Consider the following 22,341-nt stretch of genomic DNA (forward strand, 5'->3'; position numbering starts at 1 on the left):
CATACCGTTTGGAACATCCCAGTCATCTTAGGCTGATTCTGCCTCTCCTTCACCTTCCTTTTTTTCCTCGTGGCTTTGTTCTGCAGCTTCCACCGCCTCATAGGTTACTATGACACAACTCTCGGCCGAAATTTGGGCGTACACCGTTTCACCTTGAGGGAGCGACCAACTTGGATGCTCTCGAACACGAAGCACTTCTTTTCCGCAAACAATCTTCATATCAATCATCTCGCCTAGAAAAGTCTCAAAGTCACTCCTTCCTTCTAACAGATTAACCCCTTCCTTAGACTGCGGAGGGTCCTTGTATAACGCAATATTTTCCGGACGGATGGTGATGATTATTTTTTCCCCTGGTTGTCTTTTCTCGATGCTGCTGGCTAATAGAACACCGCTTTTCGTTTCTACCTTGTAAATATTATTGGTTACTGCTTGTTGAATCTTCCCGACAATAAAATTGGAAGTGCCAACAAAATTAGCAACAAAGCGACTATTGGGGCGTTCATAGATTTCGCGCGGGCTTCCGATTTGAATAATTTTTCCATCCCTTAGAACCGCAATAACGTCCGATAGAGCTAATGCTTCTGTTTGGTCATGAGTTACGTAAACCGTAGTTATTCCTAATCCTCTTTGGAGTTTTTTCAGCTCTTCTCTTACGTGTTCTCTAAGCTTTGCGTCAAGATTGGCTAAGGGTTCATCAAGTAATAACAATGCCGGCTCATGTACAAGGGCACGTGCTATAGCTAGTCTCTGCTGCTGGCCCCCCGATAGCTTGGTCGCTTGACGATTTTCAAAGCCCTTTAGTTCTACCATCTCCAAAGCCCAACTTACTTTTTGTTTTATTTTTTCTTTTGGATATTTCTTTTTGGTACGCAGTGGAAAAGCAACATTCTCAAACACATCCATATGAGGCCAAATGGCGTAAGATTGAAAAACCATACCAATATCCCGATGATTAGGCTGTAAGAAGATGTTGCTTTTTGAATTGTATACCTCCCGATCATCGATTTTAATCATGCCGCTTGATGGCCTCTCTAATCCCGCAATAGATCTTAATGTGGTCGTTTTGCCACACCCCGAAGGTCCCAATAAAGTAAATACACTGCCTTTTGCAACATGAAAACTAATATGATCCATCGCTGTAGTCACTTTTCCTGAATCACTTGGGAACTCTTTATATAACTCTATAACGTCTAGCATGATTTACCACCCCATTCAGGATCGTTAGGATTTACCGCGAACTATTTTCTAATTCCCACTTCGCAACACACATTCCCATGATCGCACGATAGAAAGGTTCGTAGGCTAGTACATCCGCTTTTCCTCCTCCAATTGCTCCACACAAAATAATCCAGGAACGCAGCTCTAGTTCACCGTGCTCCAAAAGCTCTGAGTTTGTCAATTCGGCAAGCTTGCTTCCTTTGCCATCCGATAACCAGTCAATAATCATTCGGTCGAAATCTTCGCTTATGCAGCCGTAACCATACGGCCCCTTATATACTGAATAGGGGTATCCCGCAGTAAAGTGGGATAATCCTCCGGAGGCGTATATGCCCACACGCTTCGCGCCTGCTTTCTCACGAATGATTTTGGATATGGCTTCGCCGAATGCATAGCATCTGGAAGGACTAGGTGCCGGCCAGTGAATTCCATTGACGAAGATGGGTATGATCGGTATATCCGCATGGGGCAGCAATACACGATTTAATGGTTCTCCATGCGCATGAGCTTTTAAACGGTTATCCGGAAAACATTCCGAAAACGAAACGTCAAAGCCTTCTTCAATCATCCCTTCTAAAATAATATTAGCTAGCGAGGGATCACACGGATATAATTTCTCCTCTTTTCTCCCTCGATCAACGACTTGAACTTCATTCCCCGTGAAAACTCCGAATTGTGGTATATTGTCCGTAGTATAATTCTCGTTTTGATCGTCCCCTATGACTAGTAGTACATCAGGTTTGGCGATTTCAAGGGAACGGCGAAGCTCAGCTAGACCATTTCTTATCCGCTCATATCGTATCTCGACACTTTGCTCATCTTCCTCTGCGATCCGAGGATGAACAGGTGGCAGATGGCCATACCTGCGAGCATAACCATTCCTGTTTAATTCGCGAAATTGATCCCATTCATTTGGCTCCATTAAAGTAAAGGCATGAGATGAAGCCAAGGCCGTAACAATTTCTCCCATATGATAACCTCCACATTTCGAATTAGAAATATCGCAAAATCAATGAAATGATTTTAGCTGTTATGCTTTCCGATCTTAAATCCGAACATCCTGGCCATGAAAGCAATCATTCCTACAATAATGACAATAATCGTTCCCACAACCGTAGCCGCAGATTTATCCTCGCCCATGAGATAACCCAACATAACGATACCTAATGGTTCGGTTTTACTCGTTGTTAGGAGCACGATATCACTTACATTTCGAGCTGCGGATCCAAAAGCCATGACCCCCACTAGTACTACAGCCGGGATCATTAACGGGGTAATAATTCGGCGGAAACCATACCACCAGGTGCCTCCTAAAGCTCTTCCTGCTTCCTCTAAATCAAAACCTAATTGAAGCATATTGCTTTTTAATATTTGCATACTTACCGTCATAGCCGATAGGGTTTGGACAAAGATAATGACAAAAATGGTACCATATAATTGGTTAATGACCGGAGTATTTAATACCATCAAAAAGTAGCCAAGCCCTAGAACCAAACCAGGAATCGTGAAAGGAATCCAAGTTAAGATATCAAAAGCCCCCCGGGCAAAGTAACGGGTTCTTACACTGATATAGGCCATCAGTCCATACACAATGACTGATATGAACATACTTCCAAATCCGAGGATGAGCATATTCTTTAAAGAATTCGTAAATTTATGTCCGGTCAATACCGTATCCCAATGACGGAAGCTCCATATTTGTTCGACATTAAAGTAGCCAAATAAATTCATTAGGCTTCCCATGAGCATGAATAGAACCGGAACAAACGTACAGAGCGAAGCGATGGTATAAACTAATAAAGTGATCGGCCAACGCCACTTGCCGAGATCTACCTTGGTAGATTTAAATCTCCCGGACAGCGTAGTGTAATCCTTACGATGACTAATCCAATACTGTAAAAATACCAATGGGATCATCGTTACAAAAATGACCATTGCAAGTGCGGTTGCCCCTCCATAATCCGCATTTGCAGTAACTAAGCTATAAATTTTCGTACTAAATACGGAGAAGTGAAAAGGCGTTCCAAGCACAAGCTCAATTTCGAATGTCTCGAAGGAACGAATTAAGGACATTAAAAAGGCTACAAAAAGACTCGGCGCAATACAGGGGATGACAATTTTAAATAAAGATCCGAGAGTACTTGCACCGGAAGTACGAGCCGCCTCTTCTAAAGAGGCATCCATGTTTCGGAAAGCAGGAACTAAAAGCATCACTTTTACTGAAATACCCAATGCGGTTAGATGGGTAAAAATGATCCCCCAATACGAATAAATATTAAAGGGCGGTTCATCAATAAAAGGCAATTTCATTAGCAGCTGATTGAGCAATCCATAATTCGGGTCCGCTACCAAAATCCAACCGGAGGTAATACCTAATGTAGGCAAAAAGAAAGAGATCCAAAACAAAAATTCCAACGAATTACCTGACACGATATTTGTTCTTGCAATTAACCAGGCGATAATGGTCGCCAGTGGAACTGAAATCAATTGCACCATAAACGTTACGCGCAAAGTATTCATGATGGCGGTTGCCATTCCGGGTTCACTCCAGGCTCTTTTCCATGCCTCAAAAGAGTAGGATTGATCTACCTGAAAGCTTTTTAAAAGCAAAATAATAATGGGAAAGAAGACACTGAATATAAGAAACACCAGAAATATTGTGATTAAAATATTCTCATGTCGTTTAAGTTGACTCATTCTTCTCCATGTCTCCTCGAAAATCAGAGTTGGATAATCACTGTCCTTTGATCTGGAATGCTCGGGCAGTCCATACAACGGCCCGAGCCCCTTTCTTTGCTAACTAATTTCTAAAAAACTCGGTTACCACTTGGTTAAACTTTTCAACTTCGTCATTTTGTACTTGATGTGCGGAATCTTCGAATACATGGAAAGCTTTTAGATTAGGAAGCATATCCCTGAGCGGGTAACCCAGATCCTCCAGAGGAGCAAACGTATCTAATTTACCCCAGATCATCATCGTAGGAATAGTTAACTCCGGCAAGCGATATTTTAAGCTGTACTGCTGCATAAGGTTAGGGTCGTTCTTCATTCTCGCACGGTATTTCGCGTGGGACCTTTGCGCATCTTGAGCACCGGGCGAAGTCGCTACGGCCAACCGGTTATCTACGAGTTTGTCCGTAATATTTTCCGTATGCTTCACCAAGCCTTCCAATACCGCCCTCATGTTTTCTCTGGTAGGCTCCTCGTTACATTTTTTCATGGCCTCCTGGCCTATGCTCAATTTATGGTTAAGACCAAATGACGATGCAATGCTTCCGGATGCCACCAGCACCATCTTTTTCACCCGTTCCGGATGGTCAACCGCATACCGCGCAACCCCGTAAGCCCCCATGGAATTACCCATCATATTGACCTTGTCTAAACACAGTGCATCAACAAAATCAGCCAAATGATTAGCCAAAGCGAGGTCCGAGTATTCAATAGCAGGCTTATCCGTTAAACCATAACCAATTCTGTCAAGGGCATAAACGCGGAAGTGTTCGGCAAGCGCGGGTATATTTCTTGACCAACCTGCTTCACCGCCGGAGCCTGGGCCGCCTCCGTGAACCAAAACTAAGGGTTCGCCTTCCCCCGCTACGACAAAATGCGTTCTGATACCGTTCGCATTCACATACATCGATTGATAAGGTTTCTTTGACATGAAAAGCCCTCCCGTTTAACTACTATTTTTTGATAAAACCTAAGACACAAACAACTCTTCCGGTACAAAACGCCGGCTTACCAGGCCCTGATCGTACGCATATCCCAAAAAAATTTCCAACGCCCTTCTGTTCTGCTCTATGCCATAAGGATACGGATCGCGCTCAAACGTTTGCATCCACTGATCAAACGTCATGTTGTGGATCGGCATCTCCAGTTGAATGCCGCTGGTGTCCCTGAGGTATGCCTGTCTTTTCACGTTCTCAAACGCTTTGCATAATGCTGCGGAAAGCCCTGGATTTTGCTGTTCCAACGCTTCCCTCATCACGACGAAATGCATAATAGGGATCATGTCGGTACGCAAATAATATTGCTTTTGTGCATCGGAAACATCTGGAAACGTACTCCTTATGTTTGGGGATGGCCCGATCGGCTTTGGTGAGAGTATGGCGTCGATTTCCCCATTCTCCAACAGAGATTGCAGCCCCAACAGATCGGTATCGATCCTTTCCACACGAATATCATCGGGTAAACGCAAACTGTCCATCCTCTCCTCCGTGATCGTATACCAATATACCGATTCGGGACGAAGGCCGTATTCCTCTTGTAGAAATCCGCGGTGCCAAACCGAAGAAGTCATCCAATATTGGGGAATCCCTATTTTTTTCCCTGCCAATTCAGACACGGACTGGATACCGGAACGCTCCGATACCGCGATGCAAGGATGAAGGAATCGTCGTCCGGTAAAGATAGGGAGACCTATGAGAGGGAACCCCTCTTCTTTCGCTTTGACATAGGTAGCAAAAGACATTTCCGCAACATCAAACTCCAGGCGAAGCATTCTTCTGGAATTATGATCAACAAACTGTGCTTGAACGCCTTCGATATTCATCTCCGGAATGGATACAGTACCGTTCAAAATGGGTGAAGTCAATGCCGAAGGGATGGCCGACAATACAAGGTTCATCACCATGTTATTTTAAAGCATGAATTGTACTATCAAATTCGATGCACACATTTTTCGAGGGATCCCTAAGAATACCCATAGGTTCGCCTCCATCCCTTACAACTGCGATTTGCTCATCTAATAATTTCCTAAACATAATGATTCCTCTGTCCGTTGCGCCTAAATGCTCTGTTGAACGATCGTAAATATCTCCTTGGGTTTCTTGAGCCATTCGGTCTTGGTTCGCGAAGGCATAATGATGATCGTCCAATGCGAGTTTATAATCCCCTTCAGAGTCAAAGGTCATATCCAAAGTAATGTAATCTACAGAAGGTTCTTCCGGCTGCTCAGGAATGCTTCCGTCTTTGGATGGTCTGAAATAAACCGAAATCAGCAGTGTGTGCGTGTCATCGACGGGTACTCTCCATTGAACCAGATGGTCAGGAGTCTTGATCAACAAAATATTTGGAAAAATAAGCGGAGGCCTAGTCTCCTCTCCGGGATTGTCTCCTCCATAAATAATTTTTTTCTCAATTCCCCAATCACAGTATTTCCAATCGTATCCGGTAATGGGCCTGAGAAAAAATTCCCTTTCCTTTTTGCTGTGGCTCTCTCCCATGGCTTGAGCTTTGCTAGCCATATAGCCATGAAGATAAAAGGTATGGGTGGAATCCGCGGTATTCTCCTGTACCTGCAGCCAATTGCAATTTAAAATGGGTTGTACTTCAATTTTCCGGCTTCCATCCTGCCTTACCAAAGCCCCCCAATTGGGAAGCAGCGGCGGTTCACCAGGCCCCATATAGATAAACAATAAACCGCTCAGTTTTTGTACAGGGTATGCGTTCGTCAGTTTTTTATTTTGAAACGAGCTGTTATCAAATGGAATCTCAGTGACGACCCCTTCTTTATCATACTGCCAGCCATGATACGGACACCGAATTTTCCCATCCTCTACAAAACCGTAATAAAGCGAACAGCCCCTATGAGCACAACGTTCCGTAATACAACCATAGTCTCCGTTTTCATCTTGAAAAATCACCAGGTCTTCTCCTAAAATACGCACCCTTTTGGTTGGCTTCTTATTCAACTCGCTAGCTGGACATACGGGATGCCAATAACGTCGCAGAAGCTCCCCGCCCTGCGTGCCGGAACCAACCCTGGTAAGCAATTCATTCTTTGCTTTACTTAACATGATCTCTTTTCCCTCCTAAGTACCATGAGTTAAGTGATTCAGACTTAAAAAATAGCAAAGCATTTATTGGAATTAAACAAATGAGTCTCGATCAATTTCGTATGCTTAGGCTTTCTATTCGCCATGGCTCCAGCTAGACAAATCCAATTTCTTAATTCCATCTGACCGGAGTTTTCTATCTCATCAATGGATAAATTCCTCCATTCACTATGCCTGCCTTCAATCAATTCATTATATCGCTCTTTATCAAATTCAAAATCCGGATGCAGCCATCCTGTTTTTGACGTTAATGACGCATGAGACCAGCTTGACGAGCCTATGACGGCTACCTTCCAAGGACTGTCCTCCAAAATAGCTCCTAGTGCCATGCCAATTTCAAAACATCTGGCAGGCGTAGGCCCATTTGGCGTTTCCAAACCGTTATCAGAGACGAATTTTTGAAACCCACCGCGTAATAAACTTTTCCCATAGCAATTAACATGGAAGGGTATAACCGGATATGTAAACCCTTTCCTGTCATAATCCAAGTAATTTAGCGTGTTCGCAAAGGCATGAGCGATACCATTATAGTGATGCGGTTTAAACGAGAACGCCACATCAAATCCATGATGGTTTAATTTGTCGATGATATACCCCCCTCCTTCAACATGCCCTTTGTAGCTGAACTTTTGATCTTTAGGTTCATCCCAGAAGTTATTCACATCTTTCCCCTTTGACGCGCGAAGAAATGGAGGATCATGTAAAAATGGTTGAGCACTAATATCACCATAATTTAATACACAAAACTGCGGTACCAAATCCTCCCGAAAATTCTCATATTGATCGTCTCCAAAGATGACAACAAAGTCGGGATTAAACAGGTCGATCTCTTGCCGTATCCTTCTGAATTCATGAACTAACGCTTCTCGATGAGCTTTGGCTGCTAGAAGACCTTCATCTTCCCCCCATTCGTTCTTCATCGAAATAGGCCAATTGGAGGGATCCTTTTTCTCAACAGGAACTTTCCCGCTGCTTAGGATTCCTTTCAAAATATCCGCCATATGTTCATCCGGATACATAAGATTGGGAGAATGAGTTACACCAATACCTAATATTTGCCCCAATGTTTACACCACCATTCGAAATTTTTGATGCATCAGATTCGATGCATACATGCTTTTATTTGATTAGTTCTCTTGATATTTTATGGACTTCATTCGTGGATTCTCTTACATGTTCCTCGAGTTGTGGAATAAAGTACTCCTTCCCTTTCTGTGGAACCGAAGATGGTTTAACTGGAGGAACATCCAATCGCCTGCTATTATTATTTAGCGTCTTAGAAATATACGATTGTCCTTCTTTGGATAGGACCCAATGAATAAACACCTTTGTGGCATTGGGATGAGGAGGATTTTTAAAGACAGCGGGAGCTGTCCCCCCCACTGTGGCGTGCCCCACGTCCGGAGAATTTCCAGCATTATCAATGAAGCCTAAGTTGAGTCCCGCCTCCTTATATTTAATAAGCGTATCTTCCAGTATTTCAGGAATGGCTATTCCTTTTCCGCCACGAATGAATTGTTCCGTTGCCTCTTCATTTCCCCTTGTAATCATGGCTTCTTGATCAACAATTAATTTTTTAATTCCTTCTTCACCGTATTTATGATAAATGAAAGTTGAAAAAACAGCTGCTGAACCACCGCTTCGCGGATCTCCCCCCATCACAATTTTCCCTTTAAACATGGGATTGGTAAGAATGTCTCCAATATCATTGATTTTCACATCCGGAAACATATTCCTATTGATTGCAACGGTATTTACAGAATTCCATATTGAAAAAATATATTTTTTCTCTTGATCAAGAAATGCTGCCTTTAACCCTCCATCATAGACGGATCCATCCAATACTTCAGGATGCACTACATAATCCAGGAAAGGTTCAAATCCGCCTTCATTTTTCAAATCAAAAATTTTCAAATTGGTTCCGAACATCCAAACATCCCATAAATATTTTCCGGTTTTTTGTTCATTCGACACTCTTACCGGAAATTCCGGAACGGGTGCTGCGGTCACCTCAAGCTTGATTCCGGGGTATGCCTTCTCGAATCCATCTTTAAAAGCATTGGCATAATCTGGTCTTGGAGGACAAGCGCAGTAAACGACCCCTTCCTTCTTAGCAGCCTCAAGAATGGCCTCCCATTTCGTGTCTTTTGCCGGCACGTTTGCGTTTGAATTATTTTCGCTTGTAACCGCTGCTTCCGGTGGATTGGATTGCGGTTGCCCGGAACACGATACGATGATAAGCATGGCTGCACAAATGGAAGTGATGAGCTTCATCATTCGAAGACGGTGCATGGTTTATAACACCTCCCAATTGGTAAGTTATTATTAAGGAACCAATTCGTTTGCTATTTTTTGAGCTTCTACCCTGATGGCTAACCCATCTTCTGTTTGTGAATAAAAATAGTGCGTTCCTTTTTTAGGTACAGACCCGGGATCGGCGACAGTGACATCGATACGTCGACTGTTTTGATTTAATTTCTGGGAAATAAGCTCTTGGGCTTCCTTTGATAAAAGCCAATTGATGAACACCTTCGTTGCATTAGGATGAGGCGGGTTCTTAAATACGGCAGGACTGGATCCGCCGACACTTGCCATCGAAATTTCAGGTTCATTCCCGGCGGATTCCAAATTAAATTTAACGCCGGCCTTTTCATACGGGATCAGTGTATCCCGGGTTGTATGGGGTAATCCTATAGCCTTTGAATTCCGTACCAAGTGTTCTGCAAGCTCTTGATTACCTTTTACAAAAAGAGGCTTTTGGTCTATTAATAATCTTTTAATGCCGTCTTTGCCCAGTTTTGAATAAATATACGCTAACCAATTGGATCCGGCTCCTCCGCCTCTCGGGTCCACCCATACGATCTGATTTTTGTACTTCGGATCCAAGAGGTCTTCTACTTTTGTTATTTTGGCATCCGGCAATAAATTACGGTTAATGCCAACATCATTGGTTTGGTACCACATAGAGAAAATAAACTTTTTCTCTTTGTCAAGAAATGCCGCTTCCAATCCCCCCTCATAAACAGAACCATTTAGAATTTCCGGCAATACAATATAGTCCTTGAAGGGTTCAAACCCACCTTGGTTTTTCAAATCATAGACCTCAGGTCCAGGACCGAACATATAGACATCCCATAAATATTTCCCCGCTTTTTGTTCGTTACCAACCCTGACAGGAAACTCGGGTAACGGAGCAGACGTTGTTTCGAGAGTGATTCCAGGGTATGCTGCTTCAAATCCTTCCTTCAGCACTTTAGAAAAATCCGGCCGTGGAGGACAAGCACAGTTCACGGTTTTCTCTTTTTTGGCGGCCGCCAAAACAGCATCCCAATCACCCTGCGTACCACTAGTGTTAGATGAGGAAGAATGGGGAGGATCTTGACCGGTTGATGAGCTCCTTGTTTCATCTTTAACCGTTGAACCGCCACTGCATGCTGTAATGAATAGAGCTGAAATGAATAGAGAAACGACTAATTTATGCTGCGTCCGTCTAAAATTCATACCAATGCCCCCTTTTTGTTCATGTCCAAAAAAATCGATTACAACATGGTTGAATTTTTTAGGCTTTATCATCTAAAGGGGTTTGGCCAGCCTGTCGAACTCTTCAGAAGTTGCCCAAACCAATGAAGCAACCTCAAATGGGTCTAAGATAATCATATGATTGGAATCCAGATCGATAATTTTTAACCTCAACCCGTTTGCATCTGTACACATTTCCAATCTCACGGCAGCGAATTCATTTCTTAAAGTGAGATATTCGGTTAACTTACTGCTTTTCATGCCATTCCCCCCAAAACAGAACTTAAATAAGGAAGGTCAGATTACGTAATGGAAGATTGTTATTCAACAAAGCAACTTTTTTTGTATGGATTTTCCACCCGTTATCATTTCGCTTCAATTGATGCTCGCCTTTTCCCGAAAAGATATGCTGTTCATTTAGTCTTACCTCGGATATCACTACATTGGACTGCACGACAAGAGTGCTGGTATCCGCTGATACGATTCGAATATTTCCAATGACATGAATCGTGCGGGATCTTGGTACTTGCGAGTATGCGACGGGGCTGGATAATCTCCATACTCGATCTTCTAAAGCCTTACGATCATCAAAGATTAATGAAGTCTCTACCATTGGATCATGACTCTCGGTATTACAAGGCAGCCAATACATACAGTCCTCTGTAAATAAGTCCAGCCACTCATTCATCCTTCCTTCATCCAAAAGATGAGCTTCATAGATCAAAAAATCCTCAACTTCTTCTCTCAACTTGGCATTCGCTGTCAAGATCATCCACCCCTCTAGTTTACGGTTCAAGCATAAGCCGCTTATATTCTTGATGCTGCCCTCTTTGACTAACTTCATCCGCACCGAGTCCTCTGATCTCGCCATTCTCACCAATACGCTCACGGTGCGAACCGCGATGAAATAACACCCATTCCACTTGTGAGGCTTTCAATCCTTCATGCACTCTTTCAAATGCCTCTATATCATCAGGCTGCCCCAATCCGGCCGGACCGGCCCATGTTGCCACTAATCTCACTTCGCGGTTATTTTGTTCATCCGGTGCGCCTTTCAGCCTGTAAGGATAGGCATAGATCTCCGTGTAATCAGCACGAACAGGTCGTATAACGCGGAAGTGCTGACGGCTGGACTGAAATAACAAGTTCGGGAAAATGGCTAAATTCATATTACTTTTGTTCAGAACCTTATCGAAGTATGCCGGATCATATTTGTTTCTTAAAGCATCGACGTATTCTTCTTCTAGCCTTGCATCAATAGGTCGGGGGCCCCCCTCTGCCGCAGAATAATCGATCATGGAATGCCCATTGCCCAGATATACATTCTCCCCTCCCTTATCCCCACGGCCTTCGATCGGTTTGCCCAGACGATAACTTCTTCTTTCAAAGGTGGCTTCATGCGTAAAAGAAGGGTGATAACTATCTACAAAATTTTCTAACTGCAGCTTCCAATTGGCTTTAAATGCATACTTTTGAACTCCTTGTGTCACTTCTATTTCACCCGTCGGCGAGCGATCCGTTATTAAATCAATATAATATTTAGCCAATCCTAAATATTGGTCTAAGCTTTCAATCTGATGATTGAGCGACCCAAAAACAAATCCTCGATAGCTTTCTACCCTAGGCACTTGGACTAAACTCAGGCAAGAGGGATCAAACCCTTCTCCATAACCGTCCACATAGGGAACTCCTAACAATTCCCCGCTATTCGTGAAGGTCCAGCCATGATACAGACAACGAAAACGTTTTGAATTCCCTTTTTCTTCACGACATACCACAGCCCCTCGATGAGTACACCGATTAAAAAGTAATTGAACGCTGCCACGCTGATCCCTTGCCATAATAATAGGTTGGTTTCCAATGGTAGTCGTTTTATAATCACCTGGAGAGGCTACTTCACTCTCGTGTCCAACAAACACCCATACCTTTTCAAAAATCTTTTTCATTTCTTCGTCAAATATCGTTTGATCCATGTAAACTAAACGATGAACCCGATCTTTTTGAACTAATGCCTCATAATCCACATCGACCATACTTTAGTCTCTCCTTACAAAAATAAGTTTTTTTTACTTTAAAAGCGCTTTCATAATGACTTCCGATTTAGTATAATCAATAATGAATGACTGTTTTAAGGAGGAGCTTTGTATACATGGAAAATGAATGTGGGTGATTATCAGAGATAAGGAAAAGGGGTTATTATCGCAATACGAAACTACATATCCGACATATGTAAATAAACATTCTGGGAGCAAAATACCAAATCATGTCTCGTTGATCTGCTAATACTTGAAAACCTATTGTCTTCCAAGAGTGGCCAATGATTATTCCTGCAAAAGATCTTCGTTAAATATAGTATATTCTCAGATAAAGAAACCGTCCAATAACGAAATGGTCTTCATTAATAAGTCACACTTATCGGAGGGCTAATGAGAATCGAACCATTATTGTCCTTTTGCGCAGTGGTCGAACAAGGAACATTTCATAAAGCAGCTGCAGCACTTTATTTAACACAGCCGGCAGTAAGCATGAACATCAAACAATTGGAAAAAGAATTTGGGCAGTCTTTATTTACCCGCGAAGGAAGAGGAAAAACCGTATTAACTCCGTTTGGAGAGAAGCTGTACGTACTTTCGCAAGGATTGCGTGAGCAGATTGAACAATTGGAAATGCTTAAACAAGAAACGTTAAGGCAGAATAGATATGAAATCATCGTTGACTGCAACATCCCGGCCAGTATTAACTTGTTGACTCCATTCAGTGCCAAATTTCAGACAGAAAACCCCGGCTTACATATTTCGATCAATCATACGAAAGGCCAACAAGCCGTCCAAAACCTGCTGGATGGCAGAAGCGACCTTATCATGTTGTTGTCACCGAAACACCATTCGCAGCTGCAATCCGTTGCATTATGGGAAGATGAAATGAAAATTATCGTCCCGCCGGATAATCCCTTGACACAAACGTATTTAACGCTAAAAGATTTGGAAAATCAACCCTTTATATTACCTCCCAAAGGAGTACCCTCACGATCCTTCATCGATGAGATATTCATGAAGCATTTTGGCAAACCGGCAAACAGCTTGATGGAGGTCGGCAATCAGGAAGCACTCAAAAAAAGCGTCGTATCCATAAACAAACCGGGAATTATCCTGACCAGCGCCATTCAGAACGAGCTTCAACTGAACATGTTAAAAGCACTATCTACGGAATTAAAGATGAGTTGTCAACACATTCTATTTTATAAGAAAGATCGTTTTCTTCCCGAATCGATCCTTCGATTTACGAATTTTATCATGGAACGCAGCAATTCAAAGAACCTAGCTCTTTAAACCGCTAAAATGCACAATTATAAAGTACCTCATAATAATCAAAAATGACGTGTCAAACTGCGGTCAGTTTGCACGTCATTTTCATTGTTAATTAACCATTCAATTAGACGGACTCTATATCTTTTACATCTCAACGTCATCTGCAAGGATTGTTCTCTTGTTCGTGATTCCCGAGTAGATACTAAATCCGAGAATAGCAAAAGCTATAAACAACAAGGTCGCAGCGATCGGGCGTTCGAAAAAACCCAAAAAACTGCCTTCAAAACCGATTAAGGATTGCAGAAGGGAGTTTTCCATCAGCTTGCCGAGAATAAAGGTAAGGACGATTGGGGCCATAGGTATATCCACTTTTTTCATAAAGTAACCGATAATTCCGAAAATCAGCATGATTCCCACGTCCCACAGACTGTTACTAACGGTATAGGCTCCCAAGACAGTAATAATAAGAATGATAGGATAAAGTAATCTGGGAGGGACCGTAGCAATCCTTGCCCACACCCCGGCCATCGGAAGATTCATAATGAGCAGAATCAAGTTTCCTATAAACATGCTGGCAATAATCGCCCATACAAGATTGGCATTGGTTTGAAACAAGGTAGGACCTGGCGTTAAACCATGCATGATAAACGCTCCAAAGAGGATAGCAATCGTAGGCGAGCTGGGGATTCCTAAAGTGAACAACGGAATGAGCGCCGCGCCGCAATATGAATTGTTGGCGGTTTCAGGACCGGCCACACCTTCTATGGCACCTTTTCCGAATCGGGAAGGATCCTTGGCCACCTTCTTCTCTACCGTATACGATAGAATTGCCGGAATAACCGAGTTGGAGCCTGGTATTAAGCCGATGAGAAATCCGATGCCCGTCCCTCTGCTAATTGCCATTAAGGTAGGGCGCCACTCCTCACGTTTAGGCAGCAATCCGCTAACCTTGGTTTGAATCTTCATTTTTGTGTTGTCTTCCATGGCTAGCATAATTTCAGAAAGCCCGAACAACCCCATGGCAATAGTGACAAAATCCAATCCGTTCATCAACCGGGGTTCACCGAAAGTAAACCGCACTGCTCCCGAAATCGGATCCTGCCCGATAAGTGCTAAGCTTAAGCCGAACACTGCGGAAATCATACCTCTGATGAACGACTTACCCATCAAGCCAATCACCATGGTTAATCCCAGAATCATAAGGGCAAAAAATTCGGCCGGTCCAAACTGTAAAGCCAATTCAGCAAGCGGCGGACCGAGAAAAGCGAGTCCGATCACCGAGAATGTCCCCCCTATAAAGGATCCCAATCCGGCTACTCCAAGAGCCGCTCCAGCTCTTCCCTGTTTGGCTAAAGGGTGACCATCAAGACAAGTGATAACGGAAGCAGCTTCCCCCGGGGTATTAATCAGAACAGAAGTAATGGTTCCACCATACATGGACCCGTAGTATATCCCAGCCAGCATGATAATGGCGGAAACTGGCTCCAATCCAAACGTGATCGGCAGCAATAAAGCCGTTCCTGTGGTTGGGCCTAATCCGGGCAGGACTCCCACCAGCATCCCGACCGTCACGCCAATCAGGCAATACAGTAAATTCCACCAAGTGATAGCGGTTTCAAACCCGAGCAACAACTGTCCCAAAGACTCCATCCCTAGTCTTCCCCTTTTACCACCCGAATGTATTTACTGGAAGCGGAACATCCAATAGGGTCTTAAAAACAATAAACACCAATCCTGATATCATTACAGATAAACCTAAGCCTAGGTACCATTTATAATTACGTGAAAACAAAATGAATAACATGATGCTACCTGCGACAATAAATCCGGTATAGTTAACTATGATCATAAAAACGATAATCGATAACAATATAGCGATATTATTCGTTAATCCTCGTCCTTTGGGTATAATTTGAGAGAGAACAATGGGGTTTTTCTGAACGGACTCCCATATAAAAAGTAAAGAAAGGACCAGGAAAATGATGTTTACCCAAAACGGCATAAATCCGGGTCCAGGTCCGAAAGGCATGGTATAATCAAGCGTAAGGGACTGCCATAACATAACCAATGAAAAGATGAAAAAAAATAGCCCTACCCACAATCCGGCAATTTTCATCGCGGTTCCCCTTTGCTAAGATTTTTCAATTTGTTCTTTTTTGGAATAAAAAATCGTTTGTGCAGTTTCTATAATATCGCTCTGGGATTCCCTGATATGAAAGAGCATCGCCTGAAAGGCCTCGTTCGCATTTCGGCTTTTCAAAGCATTGTATATTTTGATATGTGCCTCCGTTGCCTTATACGGATTAGCGGGAGGCGAGAACGCGCGGCTGCGGTAATCGTGCATGGCAGGGATAAAATTGGAGTACATAAAATACAGCAATTCATTGCGGCTTGCTTTTAAAATCATTTCGTGAAAAAGCTCATCCCCCTTAACAATTTCCTCCAGCTTGTGATCCTCAATCGATTTTACAAACTCCTCATAGAGAGCTCCCAATTGTTCCAACTCTTCATCGGTTATTCTTTGCGCAGCCAAAGAGGCGGCCATCGGTTCAATCGCCATTCTCGCTTCCAAAAGCTCCTGGATCTTAAACTCATTGGTTTGAAACCATTCCACAAACTTTTTTTTGTCAAAATCCACCTTATCGATGACAAAGGCGCCTATGCCCCGTCTGATTTCAATGTAGCCTTCCGCCTGAAGGGTGATGAGTACCTCCCTTACCGAAGGACGGCTAATCCCTAATTGGGCAACCAATTGGTATTCGGGAGGAAGTTTCTCTCCCACGGGTATTGTTCCCGATGTAATTAACTCTTTTATACGTTCTAGCGCTTCTTCCGTGACCGGTGTCCTCTCTAATGGGTTCAGCATGAATTCCACTCCCGTTCATAATAAATTACAACACTCCGTATTTTGAATAAGCTTCTTTGACACTCATTCCCTTCATTATACCATCACGCACTACATTTTCCTTACTTACTTTCACCATTGCTTTTGAAATGACCTCTTCTTCAACTGCCGAAGGAATAACAACGATCCCATCAATATCCGCAAATATAAGATCATTCGGATTAACGGTCACACTCCCGCACCCAACGGGTATATCATAATCGATAACCTCGTTTCGTCCCAAGGAATCGGTTGGCCGGAATCCGCATGTAAAAAGCGGGAAATTTAACTGTTTGATCTTGCTCGTATCACGAGTGAGTCCGAAGATAATCGCGCCGCGTCCTCCATTTTGCATCGTTGCCGTAGCCATCAATTCTCCGAAAAAAGCGGACCGTCGAGAACCGCTTACCGTAGCAACAAATATCTCGCCCTCCTTAATTGAATCCAGAGCTTCCATCTGCTTAAGATAGGCCTCTTGAGGTATCCGATATACATCGGCTGCTAATACAGTTTTCGCCCTGCCCACCAAGACCGTATCGCCGGTCAAAGGACGAATCTCGGGGTCCATCGTCTGGTTGCGATAACCAAGTTCATCAAGAATATCCGAAATCACTGCGGAATACAATTTGGTTTGTAACTCATTATAGTACTCGTGCGTGTATTTATTTTCTACCATGAGTAATCCCCCTTTGCTGGTCGCAGTATTTGCTGCACCATGATAAGTATATTGGACGAAGACCCATTGTCATCGTCCCTGAACCTACCAACCTGTTATTTTTGCGTTTTGGAGATCTCCACAATAGGCTGCAGTATTTTCATGTCTTCTTCAATAAATTTTTTGAAATCCACGGCATTCATGTATCCGATCCCCAAAAATTGCTTATTCATAAAATCCATAAGTTTCGGATCCTGCGCTGCTTTTGCCATCGCGTCTTCCAGTACTTTAACGATTTGATCCGGGGTTTCTTTAGGAACTGCGATTCCGCGGTAAGTTCCAGAAACCGCGTCAGCCCCTTTTTCCTTCATCGTAGGAACATTTGTAAATCCAGGGAATTGTTTGTCATCCATAACCGCTAAGGGAATCAATTTCCCTGCTTCAACTTGAGCCTTCACTTCGCCGGGATTGTATAAACCGAAATCAGCGCGTCCACCCAAGATTTCAATGATGGCCGGGGCGGCGCCTTGGAAAGGAATGGTGATGAAATTCACTTTTGCAGCTTGACCAAACTGGATCGCATAATAGTTAGGAACAGCCGAAGCCGCAAACTTGAGCTTACCGGGAGTTGCTTTTAGAGCGGTTACCAGATCATCATACGTCTTATATTTGGAATCACTAGAGACGACAAGTACAGCAGGATCTTTATTAATATTTCCAACGTATTTAAAATCCAAAGTTTTGAATGGCGCTAGCCCTAGTAAAGGAAGGGATGTGACTTCACGCGTCACCATAGTAAGGGTATATCCATCCGGTTTGGAATTTAACCCTTCCTGCATACCGACGGCACCTGAGCCTCCTGTCTTATTAACGACGACAACGTCTTGTTTTAGAATACTTTTAAGCGATTCTGCCAAGACCCTCCCAACAGCATCGGTTCCCCCTCCTGCGGCAAAAGGAACAATGAGTTCAATCGTTTTCGTCGGATAGCTGACCGGAGGCGGAGTCTCTTTCGGTGCAGCAGTCTTTTCGGGAGCGGCCGTTTGAGTTGCTGCTCCTCCATTCGCGCAACCTCCGGCGATCATTACGGCTAATGTCATCATACTGGCCAATACAATGGATAACGGCTTCTTCATGGTCAAGCCCCCCAACTAAATTTGTACTCAGAGTTTTATTCATATTACATAAAACCTTCGATTTCCAGCATATTTACTGAATGAATGCAGTAAGCGCTTTCATTTATTATTTAAGAGAACCACTTCCGTTTTCAATCAGAGACGAAAGACCATAGTGGAAGCTGCGGTTTCTGCTGCATTTGGTAGATTGGCAAAGGACCGATCAAGGTCCTTTGCCTTTCTTAGGAAATAAAATGAACAACCGATGAGGACTTACTTGCTAATCTATGAAAAGTAAACCGTTACAAGAAAGTTATCGTAATGCTTCTTCTTGAAGCACTTGAGCGTGAATCAACCCTTTGCGGATTTCCTCTTTACCGGCCTCGTCGATCGGATGGAAAGGGCTGCGCGGCACCCCAACATTAAATCCGCGCTGTCTGAGCACTTCTTTCGTGCGAGCCGGCATATTCGTTTTATCCATCGAGAGCCAGGTCGGCAGCATCATGTAGTGGATTTCCTTGGCACGCTCGAAATCTCCGCGCTCAAACGCTTCCCATTGTTCCACACACAGCTCCGGCAGTACGGTCAGAATGGCCGCAATGGCACCTTCTGCGCCAAGCACGTAGGTAGGATACAATAAAGCATCTACCGCACTGTAAATGATCTGGTCTTTTGGCAGGGTCAGCACCATCTTGTTCAGTGCATGGATATCGCCACCGCTCTGTTTGATACCGGTTACATTTTTAATGGCGGCCAGACGTTTCATGCATTCCGGCGTAATTACCGCTGTCGCCACTACGTTGTAAATGATAATTGGAAGGTCGACCGCATCGCTGATTTCCTTGAAGAAGGCATAATGCGCTTCGTCGTCCGGCTTGAAATAGTGAACCGGTGTAATCATCAGGTAATCCGCGCCTGCATCACGGGCGGCTTCTGCGAAAACGATGGCATCTTTGGTGCAGTCACGGATAATCCCGGCAATAAGAGGAACCCGGTCCTGAATAACTTCCCGTCCAATGGTAAGCAAGCGGTGCAGTTCATCTGGGGATAAAGCGTGACCTTCCCCTGTGCTTCCCCCGATGCTGATTCCGCCGACGTTACTGGACAACAAGAAGCGAAGATGCTCGCGGAACAACTCTTCATTAATCGTTTCGTCCTCATTAAACGTAGTAACGGCCGGTGGGATGATGCCTCTTAATTTTTTCACAAAGTCACCTTCCTATTTTTGATAGATGTCTATTGTCTGACATCTTACTTTTATTATAGAATCAAACCTTGGAGTAGTCAATATCATTTGGAAAATTTTATTACTTTCTCATGAATCGTAATGCCATAAAAAAAGCAGTTGCGGATACCCAACTGCTCCATGTTTCCGCACCTCTTTCCCACTTGAATTAATTAGGATTGTGCTTGGTTGACGATACGATTTTTCGTATTTTACCTGTCACATCGGTCTTCGACGCTTTAATATGATCTATCATCGCGTCGTACGTTTTTTGAGCATCACGTTCTTTTAATGCTTGAATGATCTTATAATGCGGTTTTATAGCAAGCGTAGGATCTGCCGGCGGTGAAAATACGTTTCTCCGATACTCCTGAAGGACAGGTATTACATTGGAATAAAAGAATTCTAACAGCTCATTTTGGCATACTTTAATGATTTTGAGATGAAAGCCTTCATCTAAAGCAATCATATCCTCTACCTTTTTAGCTTGGATGGCCTGAATGAAATTTTCCTGGATTTTCTCCAGCTCTATGATATCATCATCTGTTATTTTTTGAGAGGCTATAAGAGCGGAATATGGCTCAATCGTCATTCGGACTTCCAATAGCTGATGTATTTTAATTTCATTTTTTTGAAACCACTCGATAAATTTCCGTTCATAAAAATCGGAGCTGTCGATAACAAATGCGCCTTTACCCCTTTTAATTTCAATAAAGCCCTGGGCTTGTAAAGTAATAAAAACCTCTCTAGCCGTACTGCGGCTAATGCCTAACATGGAACTAAGTTGAGTTTCAGTTGGCAGCCGCTCACCCACTTTGACCTTCCCAGAATGGATCAATTCCATGACTTGTTCCAATGCTTCTTCTGTAACAGGTGTTCTTATTAACGGATTAATCATGGGCAAGCGTGCCTCCTTCCTCATGTTTTTATGTTTTTGTGCTCAGCATTTTTCGTTAAATCTAATATAAACTCATACAATTGATAGCATACCCACGCGCCCCCATCGACATTGCCCAAAGCTCGCTCGCCTAGCCAGCTGGAACGGCCGATTTTGGAAACCAAGGACGCCGTACTTTCGGCTGACTGCTTTGCTATATCAGTTGTCTCAGTCAAAATCTGCTGTACGCTTTTCCCATCATCCACGCCGCTGCTGAAGACTTGCACAGCCGGAATCAGGGCATCCAATACCGTTTTATCCCCCAGCTTTGCTCCTCCCCGCTTTTGAATTTCTTCCACCATACAGCTTTGGATTCCGACCCAATCTCCCAAAGTAAGGACCATTTTCTCAGAATCTAACGATTTGCCAGCAGATATTAATGCGGAAGCAATCAAGATGCCCATCGTAGAAGGAGCTGCTTTGCGCAAAGCTTTCCCTCCAATTTCAAACCATTCCTTCACAGTATGACAAGACGTTGCACTTTCCGCTAAAGCTTCGGCCCCCAAAATAATCGTAACACCTAAATCTCCATCACCTTGAGCCCCGTCAAGTTTATTCCACGCTTCCTTGTTACGTTCCGCAAATTCAACCAGCAGTGGGCTCATTTTTTTGAAATCCATCAATTACACCCCCTCGAATTGCTTAAAGAAAGGAGAATCCGCAGGCGCATCGAGGTACCCTTTCAATTCACTATCCAGCTTAAGGAGAGTGATCGAACAACCCGCCATATCTAGTGATGTCGCATATTCGCCGACATACGTCCTGTAAATTTTGATATTTTGCTTGGACAACAAGATGTGGACCTCACGATTCACAATATATAATTCTTCCAAAGGCGTAGAGCCGGAACCGTTCACAAGCATCGCAACCTCATCGCCCGATGATAACGTTAAATCTTCCGACAAATATTGTACAATCTCTTGTACAATTTCTGCAGCCGGTTTAAGCTTACTTCGTCTTATACCCGGCTCCCCGTGAATCCCCATTCCGATTTCCATCTCATCCTCTTCAATGTCAAAAGTAGGATTTCCAGAAGCAGGAATGATACACGAGGAAAGAGCCACGCCCATGGTCGCCATTTTCGAGACCGCTCTTTCAGTAACTTCTTTCACCTTTTCCAAAGGCACCATCGTTTCTGCGCATGCTCCCGCTATCTTGTAAGCAAAAAAAATGCCGGCCACACCTCTTCGGTTTTGCCAACTATCCCGTGGTGCAGACGCTGCATCATCGGAGACACGAACGGTTTTCACGCTAATGCCGTCTTCCTCTTCCAGCATTTCCGCAGCCAAATCAAAATTCATTTTGTCCCCGAAGTAGTGCCCATACAGGAATAGAACTCCCTCTCCACCATGGATCTCCTTGGCTACGTTCACCATGGCATCCGCACTGGGTGAAGTAAACACATTGCCGACAGACGATCCGTCTGCAAGACCTTTACCTACATAGCCAAGAAACACCGGAAGATGACCGGATCCTCCGCCCGTTGCGATGGCCACTTTCCCTTTGACCGGCGCATCCGCCCGAACGATCCCCTTCTTCTCATCACTTGGGAAACGCAGTTGCTTGGGATAGGCATAAACGATACCTTCCAATGTCTCGTCAACAAACGCCATAGGGTCATTAATTATCTTTTTCATCCAGGC

General features: G+C 43.6%; 22 protein-coding genes. 1 reads left to right on the forward strand and 21 read right to left on the reverse strand.

Annotated elements, in window-relative coordinates; translation table 11 throughout:
- Positions 1–27: 27 nt before the first annotated feature.
- The 12 genes from JOE45_RS07760 to JOE45_RS07815 form a co-directional block, all read right to left on the reverse strand.
- Positions 28–1,197, reverse strand: a complete 1,170-nt coding sequence (locus tag JOE45_RS07760) for an ABC transporter ATP-binding protein (RefSeq protein WP_210020741.1) — start codon at positions 1,195–1,197, stop codon at positions 28–30.
- A 31-nt stretch (positions 1,198–1,228) separates the two neighbouring features.
- The gene (locus tag JOE45_RS07765; RefSeq protein WP_210020740.1) at positions 1,229–2,188 is read right to left on the reverse strand and encodes a DODA-type extradiol aromatic ring-opening family dioxygenase; all 960 of its coding nucleotides are present in this window, start codon (positions 2,186–2,188) and stop codon (positions 1,229–1,231) included.
- Positions 2,189–2,241: 53 nt separating this feature from the next.
- Entirely contained in the window at positions 2,242–3,915 is a 1,674-nt protein-coding gene (locus JOE45_RS07770; protein WP_210020739.1) for an ABC transporter permease, read from the reverse strand.
- 103 nt (positions 3,916–4,018) lie between these two features.
- Positions 4,019–4,879 carry an alpha/beta fold hydrolase gene (locus JOE45_RS07775; protein ID WP_210020738.1) on the reverse strand — a complete coding sequence of 287 codons (861 nt, stop codon included), beginning with the start codon at positions 4,877–4,879 and terminating at the stop codon, positions 4,019–4,021.
- Between the two features lie 39 nt (positions 4,880–4,918).
- On the reverse strand, positions 4,919–5,833 hold the full coding sequence (locus JOE45_RS07780; RefSeq protein WP_210020737.1) for a PhnD/SsuA/transferrin family substrate-binding protein: 915 nt from the start codon (positions 5,831–5,833) through the stop codon (positions 4,919–4,921).
- Between the two features lie 19 nt (positions 5,834–5,852).
- Positions 5,853–7,016 (reverse strand): Rieske 2Fe-2S domain-containing protein, encoded by a 1,164-nt coding sequence (locus tag JOE45_RS07785; protein WP_210020736.1) that lies wholly within the window; start codon positions 7,014–7,016, stop codon positions 5,853–5,855.
- A gap of 44 nt (positions 7,017–7,060) precedes the next feature.
- Complete coding sequence (locus tag JOE45_RS07790) at positions 7,061–8,119, reverse strand: DODA-type extradiol aromatic ring-opening family dioxygenase (protein ID WP_210020735.1); 1,059 nt, start codon at positions 8,117–8,119, stop codon at positions 7,061–7,063.
- 55 nt (positions 8,120–8,174) lie between these two features.
- Positions 8,175–9,332 carry an ABC transporter substrate-binding protein gene (locus JOE45_RS07795; RefSeq protein ID WP_210020734.1) on the reverse strand — a complete coding sequence of 386 codons (1,158 nt, stop codon included), beginning with the start codon at positions 9,330–9,332 and terminating at the stop codon, positions 8,175–8,177.
- A 48-nt stretch (positions 9,333–9,380) separates the two neighbouring features.
- The gene (locus tag JOE45_RS07800; protein WP_210020733.1) at positions 9,381–10,628 is read right to left on the reverse strand and encodes an ABC transporter substrate-binding protein; all 1,248 of its coding nucleotides are present in this window, start codon (positions 10,626–10,628) and stop codon (positions 9,381–9,383) included.
- Complete coding sequence (locus JOE45_RS07805; RefSeq protein ID WP_210020732.1) at positions 10,629–10,835, reverse strand: hypothetical protein; 207 nt, start codon at positions 10,833–10,835, stop codon at positions 10,629–10,631.
- A 22-nt stretch (positions 10,836–10,857) separates the two neighbouring features.
- Complete coding sequence (locus JOE45_RS07810; protein WP_245246786.1) at positions 10,858–11,418, reverse strand: aromatic-ring-hydroxylating dioxygenase subunit beta; 561 nt, start codon at positions 11,416–11,418, stop codon at positions 10,858–10,860.
- Positions 11,360–12,607, reverse strand: a complete 1,248-nt coding sequence (locus JOE45_RS07815) for an aromatic ring-hydroxylating oxygenase subunit alpha (RefSeq protein WP_210020730.1) — start codon at positions 12,605–12,607, stop codon at positions 11,360–11,362. The genes JOE45_RS07810 and JOE45_RS07815 overlap by 59 nt, the downstream gene beginning before the upstream one ends.
- 393 nt (positions 12,608–13,000) lie before the next feature.
- Here JOE45_RS07815 and JOE45_RS07820 point away from each other — a divergent pair, with 393 nt between their 5' ends.
- Entirely contained in the window at positions 13,001–13,903 is a 903-nt protein-coding gene (locus JOE45_RS07820) for a LysR family transcriptional regulator (RefSeq protein ID WP_210020729.1), read from the forward strand.
- Between the two features lie 123 nt (positions 13,904–14,026).
- On the opposite strand, the gene JOE45_RS07825 is transcribed toward JOE45_RS07820, so the two are convergent.
- The 9 genes from JOE45_RS07825 to JOE45_RS07865 all read right to left on the reverse strand — a co-directional run bounded on the left by JOE45_RS07825 (position 14,027) and on the right by JOE45_RS07865 (position 22,335).
- The gene (locus JOE45_RS07825) at positions 14,027–15,532 is read right to left on the reverse strand and encodes a tripartite tricarboxylate transporter permease (protein WP_210020728.1); all 1,506 of its coding nucleotides are present in this window, start codon (positions 15,530–15,532) and stop codon (positions 14,027–14,029) included.
- Positions 15,533–15,548: 16 nt separating this feature from the next.
- Positions 15,549–15,998 carry a tripartite tricarboxylate transporter TctB family protein gene (locus JOE45_RS07830; protein ID WP_210020727.1) on the reverse strand — a complete coding sequence of 150 codons (450 nt, stop codon included), beginning with the start codon at positions 15,996–15,998 and terminating at the stop codon, positions 15,549–15,551.
- A gap of 15 nt (positions 15,999–16,013) precedes the next feature.
- Positions 16,014–16,748 carry a FadR/GntR family transcriptional regulator gene (locus JOE45_RS07835; protein WP_210020726.1) on the reverse strand — a complete coding sequence of 245 codons (735 nt, stop codon included), beginning with the start codon at positions 16,746–16,748 and terminating at the stop codon, positions 16,014–16,016.
- Between the two features lie 25 nt (positions 16,749–16,773).
- Positions 16,774–17,442 (reverse strand): RraA family protein, encoded by a 669-nt coding sequence (locus tag JOE45_RS07840; RefSeq protein WP_210020725.1) that lies wholly within the window; start codon positions 17,440–17,442, stop codon positions 16,774–16,776.
- Positions 17,443–17,537: 95 nt separating this feature from the next.
- On the reverse strand, positions 17,538–18,557 hold the full coding sequence (locus tag JOE45_RS07845) for a tripartite tricarboxylate transporter substrate binding protein (RefSeq protein WP_210020724.1): 1,020 nt from the start codon (positions 18,555–18,557) through the stop codon (positions 17,538–17,540).
- Positions 18,558–18,849: 292 nt separating this feature from the next.
- The gene (locus tag JOE45_RS07850; protein WP_210020723.1) at positions 18,850–19,743 is read right to left on the reverse strand and encodes a dihydrodipicolinate synthase family protein; all 894 of its coding nucleotides are present in this window, start codon (positions 19,741–19,743) and stop codon (positions 18,850–18,852) included.
- 187 nt (positions 19,744–19,930) lie between these two features.
- Entirely contained in the window at positions 19,931–20,659 is a 729-nt protein-coding gene (locus tag JOE45_RS07855; protein WP_210020722.1) for a FadR/GntR family transcriptional regulator, read from the reverse strand.
- A 20-nt stretch (positions 20,660–20,679) separates the two neighbouring features.
- Positions 20,680–21,318 (reverse strand): DAK2 domain-containing protein, encoded by a 639-nt coding sequence (locus JOE45_RS07860; RefSeq protein WP_210020721.1) that lies wholly within the window; start codon positions 21,316–21,318, stop codon positions 20,680–20,682.
- A gap of 3 nt (positions 21,319–21,321) precedes the next feature.
- Positions 21,322–22,335: a dihydroxyacetone kinase subunit DhaK gene (locus JOE45_RS07865; protein ID WP_210020720.1), complete on the reverse strand. Its 1,014-nt coding sequence runs from the start codon at positions 22,333–22,335 to the stop codon at positions 21,322–21,324.
- Positions 22,336–22,341 lie beyond the last annotated feature (6 nt).

Origin of the sequence: Paenibacillus sp. PvR098, assembly GCF_017833255.1 — a bacterium.
Taxonomy (GTDB): domain Bacteria; phylum Bacillota; class Bacilli; order Paenibacillales; family NBRC-103111; genus Paenibacillus_G.